Here is a 22488-nt window from a genome sequence, read left to right as displayed (position 1 = left end):
CTTATGCAGTACATCGATAACATCATTTTTCTGATCTTATTAGTGGCGGGATTCGGGCTGTTTGCCAAAAGCCTGCAAAAGATTTACAGAAATATCAGATTAGGAAGAGAGATCAACAGAAGCGACAGGAAAGCCGAGCGCTGGGAAACCATGGCCCGAGTGGCAATGGGCCAGAGCAAAATGGTAAAACGTCCTGTAGCCGGTATTCTCCACCTTTTTGTATATGTCGGGTTTGTTATTATCAACATTGAATTGATAGAAATTATTGTTGACGGAATCTTTGGAACTCACCGGTTTTTGGCTTCCATTTTTGGAGATAGTTTCTACAGCTTCTTTACAGCAACATTAGAAATACTAGCTCTTTTAGTCATAATTGGAGTTGTTGTTTTCTTTATCAGAAGAAATTTCTATGGAGTTAAAAGACTTAATATGAAAGAACTTTTTGGCTGGCCTAAAAATGATGCCAACTGGATCTTAATCATTGAGTTTGCTCTAATGGTAGCTTTCTTCAGCATGAATGCTTCAGAATCTGTTTTACAGGCTAGAAATGCAGAAGGTTTTCATCATACAGGTTCTTTCCCGATTAGCCAGATGCTTTTTGTTCCAATCCTGGAAGTATTCAGTTTTGATAATGGTTTCTTGGTTTTTGTTGAAAGAAGCGCATGGTGGTTCCATTTTGTGGGGATTCTTTTCTTCATGAATTATCTTTATTATTCAAAACATCTTCATATTATTTTAGCTTTCCCAAGCACATGGTTTGCTAACCTTGATAAAAAAGGAAAATTCAATAACCTGGATTCTGTAACCAAGGAGATCAAACTAATGATGGATCCTAACGCAGATCCGTATGCTGCACCGGCTGAAGGAGAAACAGCAGATGCTCCGTCTAAATTTGGGGCAGAAGATATATTTGATCTTGACCAGGTACAGTTGCTTAATGCCTATTCCTGTACAGAATGTGGAAGATGTACCTCTGTATGTCCTGCCAATATCACGGGTAAAAAACTTTCGCCGAGACTGATTCTTATGAAAACAAGAGACAGGCTGGAAGAAGTAGGTAGAAATATAGACAAAAACGGAAAATTCGAAGACGACGGCAAGAAGCTTCTGAATGATTACATCACAAAAGAAGAACTTTGGGCGTGTACTACTTGTAACGCTTGTACAGAAGCATGTCCGGTGTTGCTGGATCCGCTTTCTATTATTTTCGAAATGAGGAGATTCCTTGTCATGGAGCAGTCTGCTGCACCTCAGGAACTCAATCTGATGATGACGAATGTAGAAAATAATGCCGCACCTTGGCAGTATAACCAGGCAGACCGTCTGAATTGGGCTAATGACTAAACTCTGAAAAGATGAAAAGACTATTTTTTGCGTTTGTTATCCTGTTTTCAGGTCTTGTATTAGCTCAGAATGCTGATCAGAAAAAAATCCTTGAAGATTCACAGTCATTCATGTCCATGTTTCAGAAAAGAGACTATGACGGAATGCTGGATCTTACACATCCCGGAATTTTTGAAAAAGTAGACAGGCAGACCATGACCAGAACTTTCAAAATGCTGCTTGAAGGAAACGATGAATTCAAAATAGAGATCCTGGATCCCAATAAAAATACTTTTAATGTCTCTGATATTTTCACCACAAAGGAAAATACAAAATATGCCTTTACGACTTATCCGATGAAGATGAAAATGACTTTTTTAAAAGAGAAGTTTGATGAAAGTAAAAAGAAAACTGTGATCAGCATGATGGCAGTTCAGGGGATGGATGCCAAATTCTTAGATGACAGCTCTCTGGAAATGAGTAAGCAGGCCATGATCATTGCTCTGAACGACAAGGGTACAGGAAATACATGGAAATATCTGAACTATGATGAAGCCAATCCGCTGTATGTATCTGTAGTTCCGGTAGAAGTAATGAAAAAGGCAAAGGAATACTACGCTGATTTATTAATTAAACAAAAAGAAAATGCAAATTAAAACAATGGCAGAATATGCTGCCGAAGGAAAGTCCCCGGAAGTTTTATTTTGGGTTGGATGTGCCGGAAGTTTTGACGACCGCGCCAAAAAAATTACAAAAGCATTTTGCAAGATATTAAACAAAATAGGAGTTGAATTTGCAGTTCTGGGACCGGAAGAAAGCTGTACCGGGGATCCTGCAAAAAGAGCAGGAAACGAATTTGTTTTCCAGATGATGGCCCTTACCAATATAGAGGTTCTGAATGCCTATGAAGTAAAAAAGATTGTGACGGCATGCCCTCACTGCTTTAATACCCTGAAAAATGAATATCCAGGCTTGGGAGGTTACTATGAAGTAGTTCACCATACCCAATTCCTTAAAACATTAATGGAAGAAGGAAGGCTGAAGATAGAGGGAGGTGCTTTTAAAGGAAAAAAGATTACATTCCATGATCCCTGCTATCTTGGAAGAGCTAATAATGAGTATGAGGCTCCAAGAATCCTGCTAGAAAAGCTGGATGCAGAACTTGTGGAAATGAAACGCTGCAAGACCAACGGTCTGTGTTGTGGAGCAGGAGGCGCGCAGATGTTCAAAGAACCTGAAAAAGGGAATAAAGACATCAATATCGAAAGAACAGAAGAAGCATTGTCTTTCGAACCAAAAGTTATTGCTACAGGATGTCCTTTCTGTAACACGATGATGACAGACGGTGTAAAGCATTTTAATAAAAATACAGAAGTAGCTGTAAAAGATATTGTAGAACTTCTTGCAGAAGCTGAAGATCTGTAAAAATTACATATAAGATAGTGAAAACTCAGGCTCATGCCTGGGTTTTTCTTTATCATAAACTCAGGAATATTTCTTAATTTTATACTTTAAAATTGACAGGATATGAAAATTGAAGAATCCAGCATAGTAGAAACCAACGACTACAGAGTTATTATATATCCGGCATCAAGGCCTCTTGAAACTAAAGAGGCTAAAGCTATCACTGAAAAACTTTTTGACTTCCTTGCGTCCTGGGCGGCACACGGAAAACCACTTTCTTCATCTTTTAAGATTGAAAAAAATCAGTTTATTGTGGTATGTGTGGATGAAGAGAAAGAAATGGCTTCAGGCTGCAGTATTGATGCCTTAGGGAAGATCATGCGCGAAATAGATGAAGAATATCAGCTTGGGCTTTTCGACAGAATGAAGGCCAGCTTTGTACAGGACGGACAAGTAAAGACATTGAAACTTCAGGATTTTAAATCTCAGCTGAGAAGGGGTGAACTGCCGAAAGACATTCAGATTTTTGACTTCTCTAAAAACACATACCTGGACTTTTTGAGCCACTTTTTACTGCCATTGGAAAAAAGCTGGGCTGCAGGTATTGTTTAAAGGTAAAATAAAAGAAAATCAGAACTTTAGATTGAAGTCTTCAGGCAGTTTTCTGTTGAAAATAGTCTTTGTAAAATCTTCAATATAAGGTTCTTTTTGTTTGATGACTTTACAGGGATTCCCTACCGCAATAGAATTGGAAGGAATATTTTTTGACACGATAGAGCCTGCTCCAATGACGACATTGTCACCAATTTGTACGCCGGGAAGAATTACCGAATTGGTTCCTACAAAAACATTATTTCCGATAATGATAGGACCGCATTCATCATGAATACTGTGATCGTTGTGGTTGTGGTTAGCAGATATCAGTGAAGTTCCTGCTCCGAAGCCTACATTGCTTCCGATAATGATGCCATTATTCGCCTGAATATAAATATTGGGATTATCTCCCGGATCACACAAAATTCCCTTTTTAATATTCTGATAACCTCTGATTTCCGAAGTAAAATGTACAGGCCAAGGTACTTTCCCGTTAATTCTCAATATTTTTTGTGGTATTAGATAAGTGAAAAAAAGCACGTGAGGAAGCAGGTAGTCATACTTTTGGCGGTAATATTCAGGATAGAAAAAATTATTAATTCTATGGAAGATTTGATATTCAATAAATTTTTTAATCGGATTCATTTTTCTTCAAAATAAGCATGATGTAAAAATACAAAAATCCATAGCCGATAAACAAAAATCCTGAAAAAATCCCTACCAGATAACTAATTCCCATTTCCTTTCCGATGTAAATGGCAGCAATATTGGCTAGGAAAAGATAAATATTAAACACCAATGCAACATTGTTGCGTTTTAAGATCGTTAAAATATCTGAAATAGGGTTGATAAGACTTCGGGTCAGAAATCCGAAGGACATTAGGAAAATAAAAAGCCCAAGATGTTCCCAGTTTTTATTGAAGAACATTTTAAGAATGGGAACACCAACCAAATTAATAAGAATATAAAGTGCGAAAATGATGTAAAAATTCATCAGACTCATCTTTCTTGTATATGCAAATAGTTCACTTCTGCTTTTACCTTTATTTTTAATTTCTGCAGCTCTTGGATAGTAGACCGTAGCAATAGATGAAGAAATCAAAAGAAGAGGAACGGACATTATTTTTACAGCCAAAGAATATTCTCCCAACAGCGAATCAGCAAAATAAAGCGAGATCAGGATGGGCATAATATTGTTTCCTAAGGCATTGATCAGTGTAGAAGGATAAGAATATTTAAAAAGCTCCGGTCTTTTCTTAGCATTGGCAATATAACGCTTCACATCAGGTTTCATGAAATATTTCCTTGAATAATAGATGGCAACAAGAAAAGCGGCAATATATCCAATAAAACTCCCTATTACAAGCCCGTTTTCAATCTTAATAAATACAAATAATACCTGAAAAAGAAAGCTTACCAAAGAATCTACGATCGTTAATACAGAAACCAGTTTGAAATGCTTCTTCTTGGCAAGCAGAAACTTCGCATTATTCGTAAATAAATAAATGAAGCCTGTGAAGATTCCAAGAAATAAAATGTTTTTCGGAATGTCAAAAGGAATAAATACCAACAGGAAAGCCAGGAACATTACTGCTGCTGAAACTATACCCGCCGCGCTGAAATTATTACTCACATCCTGCTCATTCCCTTCAAGCATGATCATATGTTCCTGTGCAAGGCTTAATACCACAGTAAATATGCTCATTATGCTCAGATAAATACTGAAGATGCCGTACTCCGAAGATCCGTAATATTTTGCCAGCAAAAGCCCCCCGATCACCAAAACAAACTTGGAAATAAAGTTTCCCTTAAATATGGTGGTGATATTGCTGCTGTTTAATCTTTTGAGTTTATTTAAAAACATGGTAAAATATTACGAGAACAAATATATAATTATACATTTGCATAAGTAAAAAAGATTATTGAAAATTAATGGAAAATGAAATTCAAGCTGAATCATATTTTAATACTTAAATTTATAGCCATTCTGTTTTTAACGGTTTCGTGCGGCAGCGATGACGATTCTTTACAGAGAATTGATCAGATTCTGAATATCTATATAAAAAACAGCGCCGGCCAGGATTTGCTGAACGCAAAAAAGACAGGTTCCTATTCTTCCTATGCGGTAAATGATGCCTTTGGTGTTACGGATGTGGCTCCGGTATCTGTACCTCTTAAAGTGACTACAGATTCTATATATTACTTTGAGTATCTACGGGGTGCAAAAAGAAGAACATTGGACTCATTAAGTCCTGATAACAGAACCTATCATTCCAAATTGGCATTCGCATTGAGCAGAACAGAAAACAATGTGGTGATAACCACTATTGATTCAATGGAGATCAAATACCGCTGGACACCGTCGGTATTCCAGGTTTCTGAGGTTCTTTACAACAATGAGGTTGTATTTACAAAGGATGCAGATGCACCCAATGCTATAAATACTATTACTATCATAAAATAATTTAAATTTGCAAAACTGTTAGCTTAGTATTTTAAGTTAACATCTAATATTTAACATCTAAATAAAATGTTACAAGTCAATTTTTTGCGCGACAATAAAGAACGCGTTTTAGAAGGTCTTAAAAAAAGACAATTCAAGAATCTTGGGTTGGTAGACGACGCTGTTGCTGCCGACGACGAAAGGAAAAGAATCCAGTTTGAATTAGATTCCCAGCTTTCCGAGATCAACAAAATTTCCAAAGAAATTGGACTTTTGATGAAAGAAGGAAAGAAAGAAGAAGCGGAGTCTGCAAAATCTAAAACAGCACAATTCAAAGAGTCGAGCAAAGAACTGCAGTCCCAATTAGATGCAACAGAAAAAGTTTTACTGGATATTTTATACCAGATTCCAAATGTTCCGTTCGAATTAGTAAAAAGTGGATCGTCTGCAGAAGACAACGAAAATATTTTCCAGTCTCACGATGTGGAAGGGCTTGGCGAAGGAGCGATCCCTCACTGGGAGCTTGCCAAAAAATATAACCTGATCGATTTTGAGCTTGGGGTGAAGATCGCTGGTGCCGGATTCCCTGTTTACCTGGGTAAAGGCGCAAGGCTTCAGAGAGCCCTGGTTCAGTATTTCTTAGATAAGAATGTTGAAAAAGGATATATGGAGGTCAATCCCCCGCATGTTGTGAATGAAGCTTCAGGTTACGGAACGGGACAGCTTCCTGATAAAGAAGGGCAGATGTACCACATTGGACTGGATGACCTGTATCTGATTCCCACAGCAGAAGTTCCTGTAACGAACCTTTATCGTGATGTATTGTTGGAAGAAAAAGATCTTCCAATTAAAAATACAGCTTTTTCTCAGTGTTACAGAAGAGAAGCAGGAAGTTACGGAGCTCATGTAAGAGGCCTGAACCGTCTTCACCAGTTCGAAAAAGTGGAAATCGTAAGACTTGAAAAGCCTGAGAACTCTTATGCTGCCCTGGAAGAAATGGTAGAGCATATTAAAGAGATCCTTACAGATCTTGAACTGCCGTTTAGAGTGTTAAGACTTTGTGGTGGAGACATGGGCTTCACTTCAGCGATGACCTATGATTTTGAAGTATGGAGTGCGGCGCAGGAAATGTGGCTGGAAGTAAGCTCTGTATCTAATTTTGAAACATTCCAGGCCAACCGACTGAAATGCCGTTTTAAAACAGAAGGAAAATCTCAGCTGGTGCATACCTTAAACGGTTCTGCAATGGCTCTGCCGAGAATCATGGCTGCATTGCTTGAGAACAACCAGACAGAAGACGGAATCAGAATTCCTAAGAAGATTGCAGAATATGCAAAATTTGATCTGATCAACTAGAATAATATGTCTAATGATACAATAATTCCCTTTCAAAAAATTGAAAGGGAATTATTGTATCATTTTTGTTATGATATTAATTGCCTAGTAATGGTTTTTTAAGTCGGGCAATAGGTAAAAAACCTGTAAAGCTTAAATCTTTAGAGATATACTCATTTTTCATAGGCTCTTCCTTAACCAGATCGGTACTTAAATATTTTTTATTGTCATCGGGAAGTAAAGTTACCACAACAGCATCGTCACCCATCTCTTCTTTTAATTTTATAGCACCAATGATATTGGCTCCTGAAGAAATCCCAACGGCTAACCCCAGCTGCTTGGCCAGTTTTTGTGCAATAATGATTGAATCTCCATCTGCTGCACAAATAATACTATCCAGATCCTCTAATTTAACGATAGCGGGAATAAACTCATCTGAGATTCCTTGTATACGATGCGAACCTATCTTATATCCGGTCGTTAACGTAGGGCTTTCTAATGGTTCCAAAGGATGAATTTTAACGTCTGGGTTGTGACTTTTCAATTGTTTCCCTATTCCCATGACTGTTCCTCCGGTACCTACTCCTGCAACGAATGCATCTACTTTTAATCCTTTAGAAGCAAGCTGAAGTATTATTTCTCTTCCGGTTGTTAATTCATGAGCTTCCGGGTTGTATTGATTTTCAAATTGGCGAGGCAAAAATACACCTCCTTTGGAAGCCAGCTCTTCGCTCAATTTAATGCTTCCTAAAAAGCCGCCTTCTTCTTTGGATATGAGCTCTATATCTGCGCCCATACTTTTGATGATATCAATACGCTCCTTGCTCAGCCAATTGGGCATAATGATCTTTACATGGTGTCCCAATGCCTTTCCGATAGCAGAAAAAGAAATTCCTGTATTCCCGCTGGTGGCTTCAATAATAGTATCTTCGGGGCGGATGTCACAATTCATATAAGCCTTATATAAGATATACAAAGCCATTCGGTCTTTGATGCTGCCGGTAAGATTATAATTTTCGCATTTTACATATATTTTCCCAGGCCTACCTTTATAAATATATTGTAGCTCAAGCATTGGCGTATTACCTATTAAGCACCATAAATACTTGAATCTGCTGTCCAGTTCGGGAGATAAGCATTTCGTAAATACTTTTTTTTCAGTTGTTGATATCATTTGTTCTAATTATAGCACAAAAGTATATGTATTTCATTTTTTATTCAACGGGTTGCTGAAAATTCAAGAAATTTTATGGAAAATGAGTAATAAACAAGAAATATTACAGATAATGTACTAAATTAGTGTGGTATTCAAAATAATTTTAAGATGAAATTGGACCAGACAGACGTCAAGTTATTACAATTGCTGCAGGAAAATGCCACATTAAATAACAAAGAACTATCACTGAAGCTGCACTTATCGATTGCAGCAGTACACGAGCGCGTAAAAAAGCTTAAAACAAATGGATATATTATAAAAACGGTAGCATTATTAGATCGGCATAAAATAGGTTTAGGACTGATCTCTTTCTCACAGGTATTTTTAAAAGCGCATACATTTGATGTAATTCAAGAATTTGAAAAAGAAATTATTAAGCTTCCTGAAGTGATGGAATGCTATCAAATTGCCGGCTCATATGATTTTATGCTTCGCATTGTGACAAAGGATATGGATGCCTACAATATTTTTCTGCGGTATAAACTCTCCTTACTTTCTCATGTGAATACTGTTCATACATATTTTGCGCTGTCGGAGGTTAAGAGCGTTACAGCGTTTCCTTTGGAACAGTGATTTTCTTTTCTTTATAATGTAACAATATTATCTTTTTATCAGCATTTTCGCGCAGAAGTAAAATATTATGATATTAATTACCAAAAACCTGCTTTAATTTATAAGGAAAGAACTTAGTAATATGATTTCGAGGTATAAACCTAATACCAACTGTAGCGGTTTTTTTATTCAGTAGTAATAACCACTTTTTTATCTTTATTCACGAGGTTTTTACCGTCCACAAGATCATTAGACCTTACGATAATCTCAACAGTCTTGTTATCAACCTGTTTTACGAAATCATGTTTCCCTTCAATACTTTTGATCGGTTTCTGAAACTTCAGGGTATTGGTAAAGGTAAGATTAAACATTCGGAGCATTCCTGCCATTCCGGAAGCCATCTGTTTTCCGTATGCTTCAATAGAGTCGCTTTTGGTTTTAGGAACCGTTTTTTCTTCTGATTCTTTCTCTTCCAGCATTTTGAGAATTCCATCAGAATTGAATTTATCAGTATTAATGGTCAGGGATTTACCATTCCAGACTGCAATGTCCTGTAATGGGATCTTTCTCAGGCGTTTGTCACTAGCCAGAAGCTGGGTGATTTCCGAAGGCATAAGTTTATCATATTTAAGAGAAAGACCAACGATCTCGTTTTTATCTTTATCCACTTTCATATAAACTTTTTTAAGCACTTTTGCCGAATCTTCATTAAGCGTTATTTTTCCGTGTTTCTGAACATTATAAAGACTTGTCCAGTCGGTAGGGAGCTTATCAAGATCGCTCAGTTTCTTTGAATCTGGCCCCATCATACTCATCATGCCCATTACACTTTTATCCATCAGGATATTAGATTGCATGCTGGTTGCGGCATCTTTATAATAGGTAGTTTCGGTATTGATGGAGCAGGACTGAAATACCATAAAAAGAATCACAGCCCATAATAATTTAATATATTTGGTCATTGTTAAAAATTTTCTGTTTTCTAATGTATTACAAAACAGATACCAACCAAAAAGCGGGCTGAAATTTCAGCCCGCTTTTATTCTGTAACAATCACAATTTTTTTATCGGAATTTTTAAATTTAGCCTCTTTATCATACATGGTTTTGAGATCATAATTTATTTTAATGGTATAATTATCGATCTGTTTTACCCAGTCATGCTTTCCGGTGATAGATTTTATTTTGTTTTCAAACTTCAGGCTTGTTCCTATGCTCTTGAAGAACATTGTGATCATTCCTTCAACCTTTTCAGCTTCATCTTTTGAAGTTTTACTTTTAAGCGTTTCCTCAATATTTTTAAGATTGAAATTTTCTGTATTGATGGTCAGCGTTTTTCCGTCCCAATTATTGAAGATATTTTGATCTAAGGGAAGTTTTTCCTTTTTATTATAATTGCTCAGCATTTGATAATCTGCCTGCGTAAAGTATTCCAGTTTTAAAGAAAGACCTGCAGGCTCGTTATTCTCTTTATTGGACTTCATAAAGATCTTTTTCATGAGCCTGATAGAATCTGGGTCTTTAGTTTCATACTTTCCATCCTGTTTCTGGATATCAAGTAAACTTGTCCACACCGTTGGGAGCTTATCCATCTCTCCAAATTCTTTCTTCTGCTGCAGAGAGTCAGGAGTCATGGCCTTCATTTCTGAAATGAATTCTCTCATGTCGATATCCGTTACAGAAGTGGAGGCGGCATCTTTGTGGTAGATAATTTCAGAGTTAATAATACACGATTGCAGAACAAAAGCTGTTGCAATGAGTAAAAAAAGTATATTTTTCATGGAATTAGTTAGTTTATTAATGACAGTTAGCCGAGCTATGATCGTGGCCTTCGATATGGCAGTTACCATTGTGATCTTTAGAAATGGTCATGGCTTCAGCTCTCGGTGAGATATAAGGAATTCCCAGTTCAAGGCCTCTCAGAATAAATAATCCTCCCAAAATAATCATAATCACAGGAACCGCTTTCAAAATTTTAACTCTAAAAGCCTGATTCATCAGATTTCCGGCCAGAACTACGGCAAACATGAATGGGAGGGTCCCAAGACCAAATAAAGCCATATATGAGCCTCCCTGCCATACTCCTCCGGCTGCCAGGCTTGCTGTAAGAGCCATGTAAACCATTCCGCATGGAAGAAAGCCGTTAAGGAGTCCGGTTGTAAATCTTGATCGGTAATCTGCTTTCTGCAGCAGTTTCCCTAAATTTGATTTTATTGAAAAGAGAAATTTAGAAAGAAAAGGAATTTTAGAGGCAAAATCTTTTCCGCCAAACGAAAACAAAGCCATGATAATCAGAAGAACTCCCGCAATGATCGTAAGATACTGCTGGAAGCCCGCCATTTCAAAGCCTTCTCCTACAATTCCCAGAACCGCACCCAATAAAGAGTAGGTAAAAATTCTGCCAAACTGATAGGTTAAATTCTGAAGATAGAAATTGGTGGCCTGTTTTTTAGTCAATCCCATCGATAAAGCAATAGGTCCGCACATTCCGATACAGTGAAAGCCGGAAGCAAATCCTAATGCAATTGCCGATAAAATAAGTCCTAGTTCCATATCACATCATAATCCATTCTATAGTCTGCTTTGTCTTTTGTCCACATCAGTCTCAGAGTATAATTTCCTGCTTTTAATACCTGTCCCGGTATAAAAAAAGACTGAGTGGCATCAAGCTGTACAGATTTTTTTATGTCTAAATTCTGGTCGTCGGTTCTGTTTAAAACAAATTTTACCGTAGTATTTGTATTATTATATTCTTTTGGAAAAGTAATTTTGATTCCGTTCTTTTCCTGGCTGTATACAGGTTTTTCATGCAGATCATCTGCTCTTTTCTTGGCATCAATTACATCCTGGTATTTAAGCTCCTCTTCGTAATAATTATCGGTTACCATTTCAGAATTCTTCTGCCCGTTCGGGAAAAGAAAAAGCATGGATAATATAAAAGCAATAAATGCAAATAATGCAATGACTACACCGTGTCCCCAACTAAAGTTTTTCATTTCTTCCGGATTTTTTTATCTGTTTGAACCTCATACTTTAAATTATAGAGGTTTTTTTAATTAAAATTGAAGTTTGAACGGCCCCTCAAAATACGTCTGATAAGAATCTATAAGATTGCCTTTCATATCATAGACCCCAATGGTTATATTTTGTTTTGAAAGTTTCATATCATTTTCCGGGAAGCTGATATTGATTGTTCCTTTCGAGATTTTATCCCTGTCTACCTGGATCTTACTGGATGCACTGTAAGTGATTTCACCATGAGCCGGCTCCAGAACTTTTATCGTTACAATCTTCTTATCGTTGGTTTTGTTAAGGAAGGTATAATTGTAAGTATTGGTGATCTTACCGTCTCTTACAAAGAATGTGCTTCCTGCCGGCTTAATGAATTTTGCCTCCATTTCTCCTCTGCTGTAAAGAAGGAACCCAAGGAATCCAACCAATAAAACAAGAACCACTGCAAAACCTTTCATTCTTCCTGTAAATTTGAATTGAGTCTGGTCCTCGATCTCGTTTTCAGAAGCATATCTTATCAGACCTTTCGGAAGGCCTACTTTTTCCATTACTTCATCACACGCGTCGATACATGCGGTACAGTTCACACATTCCAGCTGCTGTCCGTCCCTGATGTCAATTCCTGTAGGACAGACAACTACACACTGATGACAGTCGATGCAGTCTCCTTTCCCTGCCGCCTTACGGTCTTCGCCTTTTCTCCATTTCGATCTGTTTTCTCCTCTTTTAAAGTCGTAGAAAACATTAATTGTATCCTTATCAATTAAAACGCCCTGAAGCCTTCCGTATGGACAAACCAAAGTACAAACCTGTTCTCTGAACCATGCAAATACAAAGTAAAATGCCGCTGAAAAGAGAATCATTATGATAAAGTTGGTAGGATGGGCGAACGGCCCTTCTGATATAATTTTGAAGATCTCCTGATAGCCAACGATATACATGAGCATAAAGTGGGTGATAATCAGGGAGATAATCACGTATATCGTCCATTTCAAACTTCGTTTCCATATCTTTTCGCTGTTCCACTCCTGTCTGTCCAGCTTCATCTGCCTGTTTCGGTCTCCTTCAATAAGATATTCAATTTTACGGAAAATAGATTCCATAAAAATTGTCTGAGGGCATATCCACCCGCAGAAAATTCTTCCGAATGCAATCGTAAAAATGATGATAAATATTAAGGATGCGATAGCCCCTAAAGTAAGGATAAAAAAGTCCTGTGGATAGAAAGGCTGTCCGAAAATGAAAAATTCCCTATCGATAACATTAAACAAAAAGAATGGATTGCCATTAATTTTGAGAAATGGCACTGTAAAATAAATAATTAATAAAGTATAACTTACAATGTTTCTATAGTTGGTGTATTTTCCTTTGGGTTTTCTCGGAAATACCCATTTTCTTTTACCGGATTGCTCCATTGTCCCGATAGAATCTCTGTAAGTTTCAGGATCCAGAACCTGCCCCTGTCCGCCTCGTACTTCTATTTCTTCTATGTCTGACATTTGTAATATTGTTTTAAAAAAGAAAAAACATAATTCGTTACTATTTTAATCTAATAACAAATTATGTTTTTTTCATATGTTTCTAATTTTTTTAAAATTATTCTTTTTCCCAATGCGCTTCGGTTCCCTGAGGAGCTGCTCCTCCCTGAGCCTGCGTCACTGGCGGTTGTTCCTGATTGATGTGATATACATACGCTGCAATCTTTTCAATTTCTGCCCCTGAAACTTCTCCGTTCTTACCGAATGCTCTCATTGAAGGGTTAGTAGGAGAACCATTCCAGTCCATGTGGAAAACATTTTTAAATAAAGTTTTCTCCGGCTGGTTGATCCAGTAGTTGTCCGTAAGGTTTGGACCAATACCACCACTTCCGTCTTCTTTGTGACAAGATGCACAGTTGGTTTTGAATAATTCTTTTCCTTCTGGTATATTGTCTGCAGAGTATTTCGCTGTTTCTATAGTTACAGGAGGTTGTTCAGATTCATATTTTGCAATGCTGGCCATCTGTTCTTTATATTCCTGCTCGTATTCGCTCAACGGGTGTGCGAAATCTGTGAAGGAATAAGCTGCGATATATACAATACAAAAAGCAGTCCCAAAATAGAATAAGCCTACCCACCATTTCGGAAGCTGGTTGTCCAATTCCATGATCCCATCGAAACCGTGGTCAATAAGAATATCTTTTTCTTCTGTAGCAGACTGTTTTTTGAATGCACTGTCGTACATTCTTCTTAAGAAAGGCACTTTCTTTTCTGCCAGATAAGCTGCTTTTTCTTCCGGAGATAGTTTTTTGAACTTATTATTTTCAATCAAATCTCCAATAGCACTGTGGATATATGCCAAAATAGCACTGATCACAACAGTTCCCCAGAAGTAAGGTGAAGCTAGGAACGAGTAGCTTTGTACAAACAAATAATAAAAAACTATTAGAAGTCCAGTTATTATTAAGATGTTTACAACAACAGGTGTTCTTTGTTTCATAATAAATAGTTTAATTTTTTAAATTAAAGTCGTCATCCTCGTCATCCCCAAGTGGAGCTTCCTCTTCCTCTTTGTAATATTTTTTAGGCCTGCTAAAAACATAGATTACCAGAGCCACGAAGAACAGCATAAAGAAAATCAGAGCCAGCGTCTGGTAGAGACCAGCGTTTTCTGTATTGGATAATATATCTTTAAAGTTCTGAGGAATCATGTGAACCTTTTAATGTTTAGTTAGTACTTGCTGTTTTTATTTCTGTAGTCTTGATATCTGTTCCTAATCTCTGAAGATAAGAAATAAGAGCTACGATCTCTTTTTTCTCTAATTCTCCCTGAGGTCTCTTAGCGTATGCTACCTTAAGGTCATTAGCTTCAGAGAAGATGTCTTTTACGATCTTCGTTGCCTGGTTGTCTGCCCATTTGTTTGCAGAATCTATTTCAGCTTTCGTATAAGGAACTTCAAATGTATTCTTCATTAGCTTCATTTTGTCTACCATCTTAGATCTGTCGAGGTTAGTAGCAATTAGCCAAGGGTAACGAGGCATGATAGAACCTGCTGATGTAGATCTTGGGTTATACATGTGTTTGTAATGCCAAGAGCTTGGGTTTTTACCACCTTCTCTATGTAAATCCGGCCCTGTTCTCTTAGAGCCCCATAGGAATGGTCTGTCATATACAAATTCTCCTGCTTTAGAATACTGTCCGTTCTTACCGTTGAATCTTGTGATCTCATCCCTGAAAGGTCTGATCATCTGCGAGTGGCAAGCATTACATCCTTCACGGATATAAATATCTCTACCTTCTAATTCAAGAGGTGAATATGGTTTTACAGCTGAAATTGTAGGAACACTTTTCTTAAGAGATAGTGTAGGGATAATTTCAACTGAACTACCGATAGAAATGGTGATGAAAGATAAAATACCTAATAATACAGGCATTCTTTCAAGCCATAAGTGAGTCCCTTCACCTTCTTTACGTTTGTTTCCAATATTAGCCAACGCAGGTGCTTCAGCAGGAACTTCTTTCTGGAATGAACCTTTTCTTACTGTTGCAATTACGTTAACGATCATTAAGATAGCCCCGGAAATATAAAATATACCTCCTAAGAATCTCATCTTAAAATAAGGGATGATAGCAGTTACTGTATCCAACCAGTTTTTGTACATCAAAGTACCGTCCGGGTTGAACTGTTTCCACATCAAACCTTGTGTAAATCCTGAAATATACATTGGTACTGCATAGAAAATAATTCCTAATGTTCCTAACCAGAAGTGCCAGTTAGCTAGTTTTACAGACCAAATTTTTGTTCTCCACATAATGGGTACCAAGTAATAGATAACCCCGAATGCCATGAAACCATTCCATCCAAGAGCTCCTAAATGTACGTGACCGATAACCCAGTCTGTAAAGTGACCAATTTTGTTAATGTTTTTAGTTGCCAAAAGTGGACCTTCGAATGTGGCCATACCGTAGCATGTTACAGCTACTACGAAAAACTTAAGGATAGGGTTTTCCCTTACTTTATCCCAAGCTCCTCTCAGCGTAAGAAGTCCATTTAGCATCCCTCCCCAAGACGGTGCGATAAGCATGATAGAGAAACCAGTTCCCACAGCCTGCGCCCATGCCGGAAGAGCTGTATATTGAAGGTGGTGAGGACCAGCCCAGATATATACGAAAATTAATGACCAGAAGTGAATAATAGACAGTTTATAAGAAAAAACCGGTCTGTCTGCTGCCTTCGGAAGGAAGTAATACATCAAACCAAGAACCGGAGTCGTCAGTACGAATGCAACGGCATTGTGACCGTACCACCACTGTACAATAGCATCTTTTACTCCAGCATATGCTGAATAAGATTTCCAGCCTGCGAAAGATAATGGAACTTCAAGGTTGTTAAAGATATGGAGCATAGCCACGGCAATCCATGTACCGATATAGAACCAGATAGCTACATAAAGGTGTCTTACTCTTCTTTTTGAAATCGTAAGGAACATGTTGATCCCGAAAACAATCCAGGAGAATGCAATCAATATGTCGATCGGCCATTCATGTTCAGCATATTCTTTTGAAGTATTGATCCCCATAAAGAACGTAACGAACGTAGCAACGATCATAAACTGCCAAGTCCAGAAATGCAACCAGGATAATGTATCACTGTACATTCTTGTTTTTAATAATCTCTGTAATGAGTAATAAATACCGGTATAAACGATATTACATACAAATGCCCAAATTACAGTATTGGTATGAAGCATTCTGATTCTCCCAAAACCAAATGCACCATGAGTGTTTATTAGCCCTTGAATATTGCCTGATGCAAGACTTTTGATGGTTGTATCATCTGTACCGAATATAAATTCCGGCAATTCCGGGTAGAAAAGCATTAATGCCGCCGTAAGCCCGAACGTAAATCCTATAAGACCGAAAACTAGGGTCGCATAAAGGAACGCACGGACAATACTGTTGTCATAACTAAACTTTTGTGTTTCCATATCAACTATTCACTTTTTTCTTCAATTTTATTATTCTCTCCTATTTTTTTCTCGTCTTTATCTTTGTTGCCCTTCTCGTCCTTTTCCTTGATTTCTCCATTATCAAAAAGGATTCTGACAGCCGGAGATTCATCATCTTCAAACTGTCCTTTTCGGGCATACACTATAAATACGACCAAGAAAATCGCAGCCAAAGAAACACTGCAGAGGATCATTAAATATAGAATATCCATTGGACAACAAAATTAACCTATTTTCGGGGTTCAAATTTAGTGAAAAATAATGACATTCATCACGAAATGCGGATTTCAGCTAATTTAAAATCAGTCTAAATAAGGGCTTCTACGCCTGTTTTTTGAAATGTTTCCGACCCAAAATCCAGGTGGAAAGAGTAGTGAATGCAACCACAGTGATGGAACTGATTGGCATGATGATTGCTGCGAAGAGCGGATGCATATGACCTGTAACTGCGTAACTTAAACCAACGATATTGTATAGAAAACTGATTATGAATGTCATTTTTACAATAGTAATCGATCCTTTGCAGACATTCAGGTAATTGTCTAATGTCACTACTTTATCACCATTCATGATTACATCAGAAGAAGGCGTAAAGCTGTTGGTGTCATCTGCAATAGCGATCCCCACATTACTTTGCTTCAGTGCTCCGGCGTCATTCAGGCCATCTCCCAGCATAGCCACTTTCATGTTCTGGTCCTGAAGGTTCTTGATGTAGTTAAGTTTGTCCTCCGGGCTCTGGTTGAAAGCCATTCCCTGGTAATTAGGGATAAGATCTTTAAGCTGGTTTTCCTCGGAAGAATTATCACCGCTCAGAATAAATATTTTATAGCTGGTAAGTTTGGTAAATAGTTCCTTTAATTTCGGGCGGTACTCATTTTTGAAGATGAATTTGCCTAAAAATGCTCCATTTTTGCTAATATATACAGCTGTTTCAAGATTTTTAGGCTCCTGATCATTATAACGGGCAGATCCAATTTTATAAACGTTTCCTCTTACACTGGCTTCATATCCTTTTCCGGAAATCTCACGGAAATTTTCAACAGGGAAATAGTCGTCATTGACCTCAATAAATTCATACAGAGATTTAGAAAGCGGATGATTGGAATTCTTTAATAATGTTTTGATATTCAGGCGGTCAAATTCATTAATTTCAGAGCCTTCATATCTGATATTTGATTTTTTTCTGTGAGTGATGGTTCCTGTTTTGTCAAAAACAATGGTATCCAGTTTGGCGATCTTTTCAATCGTCAGAGTATCTTTCACATAAAACTTGTTACGCCCCAGGATTCTCATAATGTGCCCAAAAGTAAAAGGTGCAGATAAAGCAAGCGCACAAGGACATGCAATGATAAGAATGGCTGAAACAACCTGGAACATAATATTCAGATCAATAAAAGCCCAGTAAACTCCTGAGATCACTGCGATGCCTAAAATAATGAATGTGAAATATTTGCTGACGTTATTGGTCAGTGTGTCAAGGCCTGTTTCGTGCTTCTTGAATGCTTCCTTATTCCAAAGCTGGGTCAGGTAACTCTGGTCAACATTTTTTATCACTTCCAGTTCTAATGAAGAGCCAACCTGCTTTCCTCCCGCAAAGATTTTGTCACCAGGCTGTTTGCTGATGCTTTCACTCTCTCCGGTAATAAAGCTGTTGTCTATGTTTCCTTCTCCGTTGATCAGGATAGCATCAACAGGAATGATTTCCTGGTTTCTGACCAGTATTCTGTCGCCCACTTTAATTTCAGAAAGAAGAATGTTGTCCTGCTTTCCTTCAAAATCTACTTTGGTGACTGCGATAGGGTAGAATGATTTGTAATCTCTGTCGTAGGATAAAGCGCTGTACGTTCTTTTCTGGAAAATTTTCCCCATTAGCATAAAGAACAGTAAGCCACACAATGTGTCAAAATATCCTGGGCCATAATCAGTAACAACCTCGTAAATACTTCGGCCGAAAAGGACAAGAATCCCCAGAACAATCGGAACATCGATGTTGACAATCTTATTTTTCAACCCATACCAGGCAGATTTGTAATAATCCGAAGCGGAATAAAATACAACCGGACAGGCCAAAAGGAACATCAGTGTTCTGAAAAGTCCCTTATAATGTTCCATCCAGTAATCTTCCCCTCCTACATATTCAGGAAAAGCAAGGAACATCCCGTTTCCGAACGCAAAACCGGCAATGGCAAATTTTATAAGCAGAGATTTATCCAGATGATCTACGTTTTTATCGGCGGTTTCAAGGCTGATAACAGGTTTGTAGCCAAGATTGGTTAAGAAATTGGCTAGTTCGCTTAATTTTAAGTCGTTATGATTGAATGATATCTGTAAGGTCTTTCTGGTGAAATTTACCTGAGAGTAATTGATGTGCTCATTCAGGGTATGTAGGCTTTCCAGAAGCCAGATGCATGAAGAGCAGTGGATTACAGGGATTTTAAAAGTAACAAGACTTGTTTTCCCTTCTGAGAAATCTGTAATTTTTTCGAATATTTCCGGAGTGTCAAGATATTCAAATTGAGAAGAGCTCTCATCGGGACGAATTCCGGCTCTTTTATTAAGCTCGTAGAAATTAGTTAAATTATTGATATTCAGAATTTCGTATACAGACTTGCAGCCATTGCAGCAGAAAGTCTTTTCATCAAATAAAATTCGCTCCTTTTCTATACCTTGACCACAATGAAAACAGTTCTCGCTCACCACCATAAAATATTGAACTACAAAATTATAACAATTTTTTTTGTTTATCGCGTTAAAAAGTTCTATTTTTGTGATAAATGTCATATAAAATGTCGCAGGAACAACAGATTGCAATTGAAGAGAGGTTCGCCAGAGTTTTTAATGATAAATCATTTAAGGAAAGACTTTCTAGCATTGATTTTGAAAAATATATTAACAGCAAGAAAAAACTGAGTTTTCAGAAGCACGACACCATTTTCGAGGACGGGGAAACACCAAAAGGGGTATACGTCTTAGAAAAAGGGGCTGCCAAGCTTTCGAAGTCCGGAGCTTTTGGAAAAGACCAGATCTTAAGATTTATCAAAGAGGGGGATATTATCGGCTATCGTTCATTACTTTGCGGGGAAAATTTCCAGGCAAAGGCTGAGGCTATGACGGATATTGAATGCATTTTCCTTCCGGCAGATGTTTTCATGTACCTTCTGGAAGTAGATCCGCAGCTTTCTTTTGCCATGCTTCAGAAAATCTCTTATGAACTAGGAGAATCATCTAATACCATCACCTTCCTTGCACAGAAGACAGTAAGAGAAAGGCTGGCAGAAATCCTGATTCTTCTGGAACAGAAATTAGGAGTAGATCCTGAAGGGTTTATTAAAATTTCGCTCACCAGGGAAGAAATTGCCAATATCATCGGCACTGCTACAGAAAGTGCCATCCGTTTGATCTCTGAATTCAAACAGGACAGTCTCATAGAAGTAGACGGAAGAAACATCAAAATTTTGAACCACGACAAACTGATGAAACTAGGTCACGTAGTTTTATAACAATCATACAAAAATTTAAGTCGGCGAAAGCCGACTTTTTAACTTTTAAAAAATAGATAATTATGTCTGTTCACTCTGAAATTAAAAAAGTTACAACTGAAACCTTGCGGAAAATGAAATTCGACAAGGAAAAAATAACAATGCTTACAGCTTACGACTTTACTACTGCCAAAATGGTAGATGCCGGAGGTGTTGATGCTATTTTGATAGGGGATTCTGCTGCTAATGTGATGGCTGGTTTTGAAACGACTTTGCCCATTACTTTAGATCAGATGATTTATCATGCTCAAAGTGTTGTTCGTGGAGTCGACAGAGCTCTTGTGGTAGCAGATCTTCCGTTCGGGACCTACCAGAGTAATCCTGAGAAAGCATTGGAATCTGCGGTAAGAATGATGAAAGAAGGTGGTGCTCATGCTGTAAAGATTGAAGGAGGTAAAGAAATTTCAAAATCTATAAAAAAAATTATCAATGCCGGAATTCCTGTTATGGGACATTTGGGATTGACACCACAGTCTATATACAAATTCGGAACCTATAAAGTAAGAGCTAAAGAAGAAGCAGAAGCCGAAAAACTAATCAGTGATGCACAGCTTTTGGAAGAATTGGGATGCTTCTCAATCGTTTTAGAAAAAATTCCTGCTGATTTGGCCAAAAAAGTATCAGAAAGTATTTCTATTCCGACCATCGGGATTGGAGCAGGAGCTGACTGTGACGGACAGGTTCTTGTGTACCACGATATGGTTGGGATGAACAAAGGTTTCAGCCCGAAGTTCTTAAGAAGATACCTTGATCTGTATACAGAAATTACCGGGGCGGTTGCCCAGTACGTAAAAGACGTAAAAAGTGTTGAATTTCCTAATGAAAATGAAAGCTATTAATTGATGATGAACCAACAACAATCTCTTCAGGGAATTTTATCAATCGCGGCAATTATTTGTATGGCGGTAGGCTGGTTTAATTTATTCTCCCCGGAAATCAACGAACTTCTTTCCAGAAAAGTTTTTTATGTATTGATAGGAGCAAGTTTCTTCGTTCAGGCACCTACACTTCCTAATAAAAACTTTATGTATGGTATGTATGCAGCGGCAGCGATTTGTGTGATCGGAGCATTTTTGCCGGCGGATTCTAAACTTTCAATGCTTAAAACAATTGGCCTTCTCGGAGGAATTATCATTTCTTTTACTAACAGGCCAAGACGTTCGTAAGATATGGAGGAGCAGATTGTATATGAAGATAACCATCTCCTGGTGGTTAACAAAAAAGTAGGACAGCTTGTTCAGGGCGATAAAACCGGTGATGAGTCTTTGCTGGAGTCCATTAAGAATTTTATAAAGAAAAGAGATGCTAAGCCGGGAAATGTTTTTCTCGGCTTAGTTCACCGTATAGACCGCCCGACTTCGGGTCTGGTCATCTATGCTAAAACGTCCAAAGCACTTTCCCGTCTTACCCAGATGGTAAAAAACAGGGAGGTTAAAAAAACATATTGGGCTGTTGTGGGAAAAGAAATGATTCCTCAGAGCCAGAGGCTTGTTCATTACTTAAAGAAGAATGAAAAGAATAATAAGGCTATTGTTTTTCCAAAGGTAACGGAAGGAGCAAAAGAAGCGATTTTGACCTATCATGTGATCAAAACCTTAGATAATTATATGCTCCTTGAGATTGATCTTGAAACCGGAAGACATCACCAGATCCGTGCCCAACTGTCAAAAACCGGGGTTCCTATAAAAGGAGACCTGAAATACGGAGCACCCCGCTCCAATCCTGATGGTGGAATTAATCTTCATGCGAGAAAACTGGAATTTATTCATCCTGTTACCAAAGAAAAAATAGAAATTACAGCTCCCGTTCCACAGAATGATGCTATCTGGAGAGCTTGCGAAGAATAAAAAACCTGATCCTGTATATTTGCAGGATTTTTCTTTTATGCCTTAAATACTGAATTTTACTGCTGCTCTTTCGTTTAGTATTTTTCTATTTTGTGTGATAAATTAATTTGTTTTAATTATATTTAATATAAATAATTCATTAAATTCGATTTTATATTTAATTTTTTGTAAAAATTAATATCTTAGTTGGGAATTTAAATCCAATCCCATATGAAACATTTTTACAATTTTTTTCC

At 37.6% G+C, this 22488-nt stretch carries 24 protein-coding genes; 11 read left to right on the top strand and 13 right to left on the bottom strand.

The annotated features are described in order from the left end of the window. The first annotated feature begins 3 nt into the window (after positions 1-3). From ACMGDK_RS13100 to ACMGDK_RS13085, 4 genes are all read left to right on the top strand, one after another. Positions 4-1344: a 4Fe-4S dicluster domain-containing protein gene (locus tag ACMGDK_RS13100; protein ID WP_436808371.1), complete on the top strand. Its 1341-nt coding sequence runs from the start codon at positions 4-6 to the stop codon at positions 1342-1344. A gap of 11 nt (positions 1345-1355) precedes the next feature. Next, positions 1356-1979 carry a hypothetical protein gene (locus ACMGDK_RS13095; RefSeq protein WP_436808370.1) on the top strand — a complete coding sequence of 208 codons (624 nt, stop codon included), beginning with the start codon at positions 1356-1358 and terminating at the stop codon, positions 1977-1979. Beyond that, positions 1969-2748: a (Fe-S)-binding protein gene (locus ACMGDK_RS13090; protein WP_436808369.1), complete on the top strand. Its 780-nt coding sequence runs from the start codon at positions 1969-1971 to the stop codon at positions 2746-2748. Before ACMGDK_RS13095 ends, ACMGDK_RS13090 begins: the two co-directional genes overlap by 11 nt. A gap of 102 nt (positions 2749-2850) precedes the next feature. Then, positions 2851-3339, top strand: a complete 489-nt coding sequence (locus ACMGDK_RS13085; protein ID WP_436808368.1) for a hypothetical protein — start codon at positions 2851-2853, stop codon at positions 3337-3339. An 18-nt stretch (positions 3340-3357) separates the two neighbouring features. Here the strand turns inward: ACMGDK_RS13085 and ACMGDK_RS13080 are convergent, their stop codons facing one another. After that, positions 3358-3966 carry an acyltransferase gene (locus tag ACMGDK_RS13080; RefSeq protein ID WP_436808367.1) on the bottom strand — a complete coding sequence of 203 codons (609 nt, stop codon included), beginning with the start codon at positions 3964-3966 and terminating at the stop codon, positions 3358-3360. Beyond that, positions 3953-5185 carry an oligosaccharide flippase family protein gene (locus tag ACMGDK_RS13075; RefSeq protein WP_436808366.1) on the bottom strand — a complete coding sequence of 411 codons (1233 nt, stop codon included), beginning with the start codon at positions 5183-5185 and terminating at the stop codon, positions 3953-3955. The genes ACMGDK_RS13080 and ACMGDK_RS13075 overlap by 14 nt, the downstream gene beginning before the upstream one ends. A gap of 75 nt (positions 5186-5260) precedes the next feature. On the opposite strand from ACMGDK_RS13075, the gene ACMGDK_RS13070 reads away from it, so the two are divergent. Both ACMGDK_RS13070 and serS read left to right on the top strand, forming a co-directional pair. Continuing rightward, positions 5261-5785 carry a hypothetical protein gene (locus tag ACMGDK_RS13070; RefSeq protein ID WP_436808365.1) on the top strand — a complete coding sequence of 175 codons (525 nt, stop codon included), beginning with the start codon at positions 5261-5263 and terminating at the stop codon, positions 5783-5785. Positions 5786-5851: 66 nt separating this feature from the next. Beyond that, positions 5852-7120 carry a serine--tRNA ligase gene (gene serS, locus ACMGDK_RS13065; protein ID WP_436808364.1) on the top strand — a complete coding sequence of 423 codons (1269 nt, stop codon included), beginning with the start codon at positions 5852-5854 and terminating at the stop codon, positions 7118-7120. 76 nt (positions 7121-7196) lie between these two features. Here the strand turns inward: serS and ACMGDK_RS13060 are convergent, their stop codons facing one another. Then, positions 7197-8273 (bottom strand): PLP-dependent cysteine synthase family protein, encoded by a 1077-nt coding sequence (locus ACMGDK_RS13060; RefSeq protein WP_436808363.1) that lies wholly within the window; start codon positions 8271-8273, stop codon positions 7197-7199. 150 nt (positions 8274-8423) lie between these two features. On the opposite strand from ACMGDK_RS13060, the gene ACMGDK_RS13055 reads away from it, so the two are divergent. Next, a complete protein-coding gene (locus ACMGDK_RS13055; RefSeq protein WP_436808362.1) occupies positions 8424-8888 on the top strand; it encodes an Lrp/AsnC family transcriptional regulator in 465 nt (154 codons plus the stop codon). A 164-nt stretch (positions 8889-9052) separates the two neighbouring features. On the opposite strand, the gene ACMGDK_RS13050 is transcribed toward ACMGDK_RS13055, so the two are convergent. From ACMGDK_RS13050 to ACMGDK_RS13005, 10 genes are all read right to left on the bottom strand, one after another. Beyond that, positions 9053-9829: a hypothetical protein gene (locus ACMGDK_RS13050; RefSeq protein ID WP_436808361.1), complete on the bottom strand. Its 777-nt coding sequence runs from the start codon at positions 9827-9829 to the stop codon at positions 9053-9055. A gap of 77 nt (positions 9830-9906) precedes the next feature. Next, positions 9907-10647 (bottom strand): hypothetical protein, encoded by a 741-nt coding sequence (locus tag ACMGDK_RS13045; RefSeq protein WP_436808360.1) that lies wholly within the window; start codon positions 10645-10647, stop codon positions 9907-9909. A 16-nt stretch (positions 10648-10663) separates the two neighbouring features. Beyond that, a complete protein-coding gene (locus ACMGDK_RS13040) occupies positions 10664-11419 on the bottom strand; it encodes a sulfite exporter TauE/SafE family protein (RefSeq protein WP_436808359.1) in 756 nt (251 codons plus the stop codon). Continuing rightward, positions 11410-11862, bottom strand: a complete 453-nt coding sequence (locus ACMGDK_RS13035; protein WP_436808358.1) for a FixH family protein — start codon at positions 11860-11862, stop codon at positions 11410-11412. Before ACMGDK_RS13035 ends, ACMGDK_RS13040 begins: the two co-directional genes overlap by 10 nt. A gap of 60 nt (positions 11863-11922) precedes the next feature. Further along, positions 11923-13377, bottom strand: coding sequence for a cytochrome c oxidase accessory protein CcoG (gene ccoG / locus ACMGDK_RS13030; protein WP_436808357.1), 1455 nt, complete (start codon positions 13375-13377; stop codon positions 11923-11925). 97 nt (positions 13378-13474) lie between these two features. Next, positions 13475-14356: a cbb3-type cytochrome c oxidase N-terminal domain-containing protein gene (locus tag ACMGDK_RS13025; protein ID WP_436808356.1), complete on the bottom strand. Its 882-nt coding sequence runs from the start codon at positions 14354-14356 to the stop codon at positions 13475-13477. A gap of 10 nt (positions 14357-14366) precedes the next feature. After that, entirely contained in the window at positions 14367-14567 is a 201-nt protein-coding gene (locus ACMGDK_RS13020; RefSeq protein ID WP_062652071.1) for a cbb3-type cytochrome oxidase subunit 3, read from the bottom strand. 16 nt (positions 14568-14583) lie between these two features. After that, positions 14584-16845 (bottom strand): cytochrome-c oxidase, cbb3-type subunit I, encoded by a 2262-nt coding sequence (gene ccoN, locus ACMGDK_RS13015; protein WP_436808355.1) that lies wholly within the window; start codon positions 16843-16845, stop codon positions 14584-14586. A 5-nt stretch (positions 16846-16850) separates the two neighbouring features. After that, a complete protein-coding gene (gene ccoS / locus ACMGDK_RS13010; RefSeq protein ID WP_116013027.1) occupies positions 16851-17078 on the bottom strand; it encodes a cbb3-type cytochrome oxidase assembly protein CcoS in 228 nt (75 codons plus the stop codon). A 109-nt stretch (positions 17079-17187) separates the two neighbouring features. Further along, positions 17188-19563 (bottom strand): heavy metal translocating P-type ATPase, encoded by a 2376-nt coding sequence (locus ACMGDK_RS13005; protein ID WP_436808354.1) that lies wholly within the window; start codon positions 19561-19563, stop codon positions 17188-17190. 89 nt (positions 19564-19652) lie between these two features. Here ACMGDK_RS13005 and ACMGDK_RS13000 point away from each other — a divergent pair, with 89 nt between their 5' ends. From ACMGDK_RS13000 to ACMGDK_RS12985, 4 genes are all read left to right on the top strand, one after another. Next, positions 19653-20366 carry a Crp/Fnr family transcriptional regulator gene (locus ACMGDK_RS13000; protein WP_436808353.1) on the top strand — a complete coding sequence of 238 codons (714 nt, stop codon included), beginning with the start codon at positions 19653-19655 and terminating at the stop codon, positions 20364-20366. A 62-nt stretch (positions 20367-20428) separates the two neighbouring features. After that, positions 20429-21244, top strand: coding sequence for a 3-methyl-2-oxobutanoate hydroxymethyltransferase (gene panB, locus ACMGDK_RS12995; RefSeq protein ID WP_111958535.1), 816 nt, complete (start codon positions 20429-20431; stop codon positions 21242-21244). A gap of 3 nt (positions 21245-21247) precedes the next feature. Continuing rightward, positions 21248-21571 carry a hypothetical protein gene (locus tag ACMGDK_RS12990; RefSeq protein WP_436808352.1) on the top strand — a complete coding sequence of 108 codons (324 nt, stop codon included), beginning with the start codon at positions 21248-21250 and terminating at the stop codon, positions 21569-21571. A gap of 3 nt (positions 21572-21574) precedes the next feature. Then, entirely contained in the window at positions 21575-22252 is a 678-nt protein-coding gene (locus tag ACMGDK_RS12985) for an RluA family pseudouridine synthase (RefSeq protein ID WP_223557728.1), read from the top strand. Positions 22253-22488: the final 236 nt, after the last annotated feature.

The sequence above is a fragment of the Chryseobacterium hilariae genome (assembly GCF_051400735.1).
GTDB lineage: Bacteria > Bacteroidota > Bacteroidia > Flavobacteriales > Weeksellaceae > Chryseobacterium.
This window is presented reverse-complemented; position numbering and strand designations above follow the sequence as displayed.

Coding starts and splice junctions, on each gene's coding strand:
- ACMGDK_RS13045 (WP_436808360.1), bottom strand. CDS start 10,647: ATGAAAAATATACTTTTTTTACTCATTGCAACAGCTTTTGTTCTGCAA.
- ACMGDK_RS13095 (WP_436808370.1), top strand. CDS start 1,356: ATGAAAAGACTATTTTTTGCGTTTGTTATCCTGTTTTCAGGTCTTGTA.
- ACMGDK_RS13075 (WP_436808366.1), bottom strand. CDS start 5,185: ATGTTTTTAAATAAACTCAAAAGATTAAACAGCAGCAATATCACCACC.
- ACMGDK_RS13035 (WP_436808358.1), bottom strand. CDS start 11,862: ATGAAAAACTTTAGTTGGGGACACGGTGTAGTCATTGCATTATTTGCA.
- ACMGDK_RS13085 (WP_436808368.1), top strand. CDS start 2,851: ATGAAAATTGAAGAATCCAGCATAGTAGAAACCAACGACTACAGAGTT.
- ACMGDK_RS13025 (WP_436808356.1), bottom strand. CDS start 14,356: ATGAAACAAAGAACACCTGTTGTTGTAAACATCTTAATAATAACTGGA.
- panB (WP_111958535.1), top strand. CDS start 20,429: ATGTCTGTTCACTCTGAAATTAAAAAAGTTACAACTGAAACCTTGCGG.
- ACMGDK_RS13070 (WP_436808365.1), top strand. CDS start 5,261: ATGAAATTCAAGCTGAATCATATTTTAATACTTAAATTTATAGCCATT.
- ACMGDK_RS13020 (WP_062652071.1), bottom strand. CDS start 14,567: ATGATTCCTCAGAACTTTAAAGATATATTATCCAATACAGAAAACGCT.
- ACMGDK_RS13000 (WP_436808353.1), top strand. CDS start 19,653: ATGTCGCAGGAACAACAGATTGCAATTGAAGAGAGGTTCGCCAGAGTT.
- ACMGDK_RS13055 (WP_436808362.1), top strand. CDS start 8,424: ATGAAATTGGACCAGACAGACGTCAAGTTATTACAATTGCTGCAGGAA.
- ccoS (WP_116013027.1), bottom strand. CDS start 17,078: ATGGATATTCTATATTTAATGATCCTCTGCAGTGTTTCTTTGGCTGCG.
- ACMGDK_RS12985 (WP_223557728.1), top strand. CDS start 21,575: ATGGAGGAGCAGATTGTATATGAAGATAACCATCTCCTGGTGGTTAAC.
- ccoG (WP_436808357.1), bottom strand. CDS start 13,377: ATGTCAGACATAGAAGAAATAGAAGTACGAGGCGGACAGGGGCAGGTT.
- ccoN (WP_436808355.1), bottom strand. CDS start 16,845: ATGGAAACACAAAAGTTTAGTTATGACAACAGTATTGTCCGTGCGTTC.
- ACMGDK_RS13090 (WP_436808369.1), top strand. CDS start 1,969: ATGCAAATTAAAACAATGGCAGAATATGCTGCCGAAGGAAAGTCCCCG.
- serS (WP_436808364.1), top strand. CDS start 5,852: ATGTTACAAGTCAATTTTTTGCGCGACAATAAAGAACGCGTTTTAGAA.
- ACMGDK_RS13060 (WP_436808363.1), bottom strand. CDS start 8,273: ATGATATCAACAACTGAAAAAAAAGTATTTACGAAATGCTTATCTCCC.
- ACMGDK_RS13100 (WP_436808371.1), top strand. CDS start 4: ATGCAGTACATCGATAACATCATTTTTCTGATCTTATTAGTGGCGGGA.
- ACMGDK_RS13040 (WP_436808359.1), bottom strand. CDS start 11,419: ATGGAACTAGGACTTATTTTATCGGCAATTGCATTAGGATTTGCTTCC.
- ACMGDK_RS12990 (WP_436808352.1), top strand. CDS start 21,248: ATGATGAACCAACAACAATCTCTTCAGGGAATTTTATCAATCGCGGCA.
- ACMGDK_RS13050 (WP_436808361.1), bottom strand. CDS start 9,829: ATGACCAAATATATTAAATTATTATGGGCTGTGATTCTTTTTATGGTA.
- ACMGDK_RS13080 (WP_436808367.1), bottom strand. CDS start 3,966: ATGAATCCGATTAAAAAATTTATTGAATATCAAATCTTCCATAGAATT.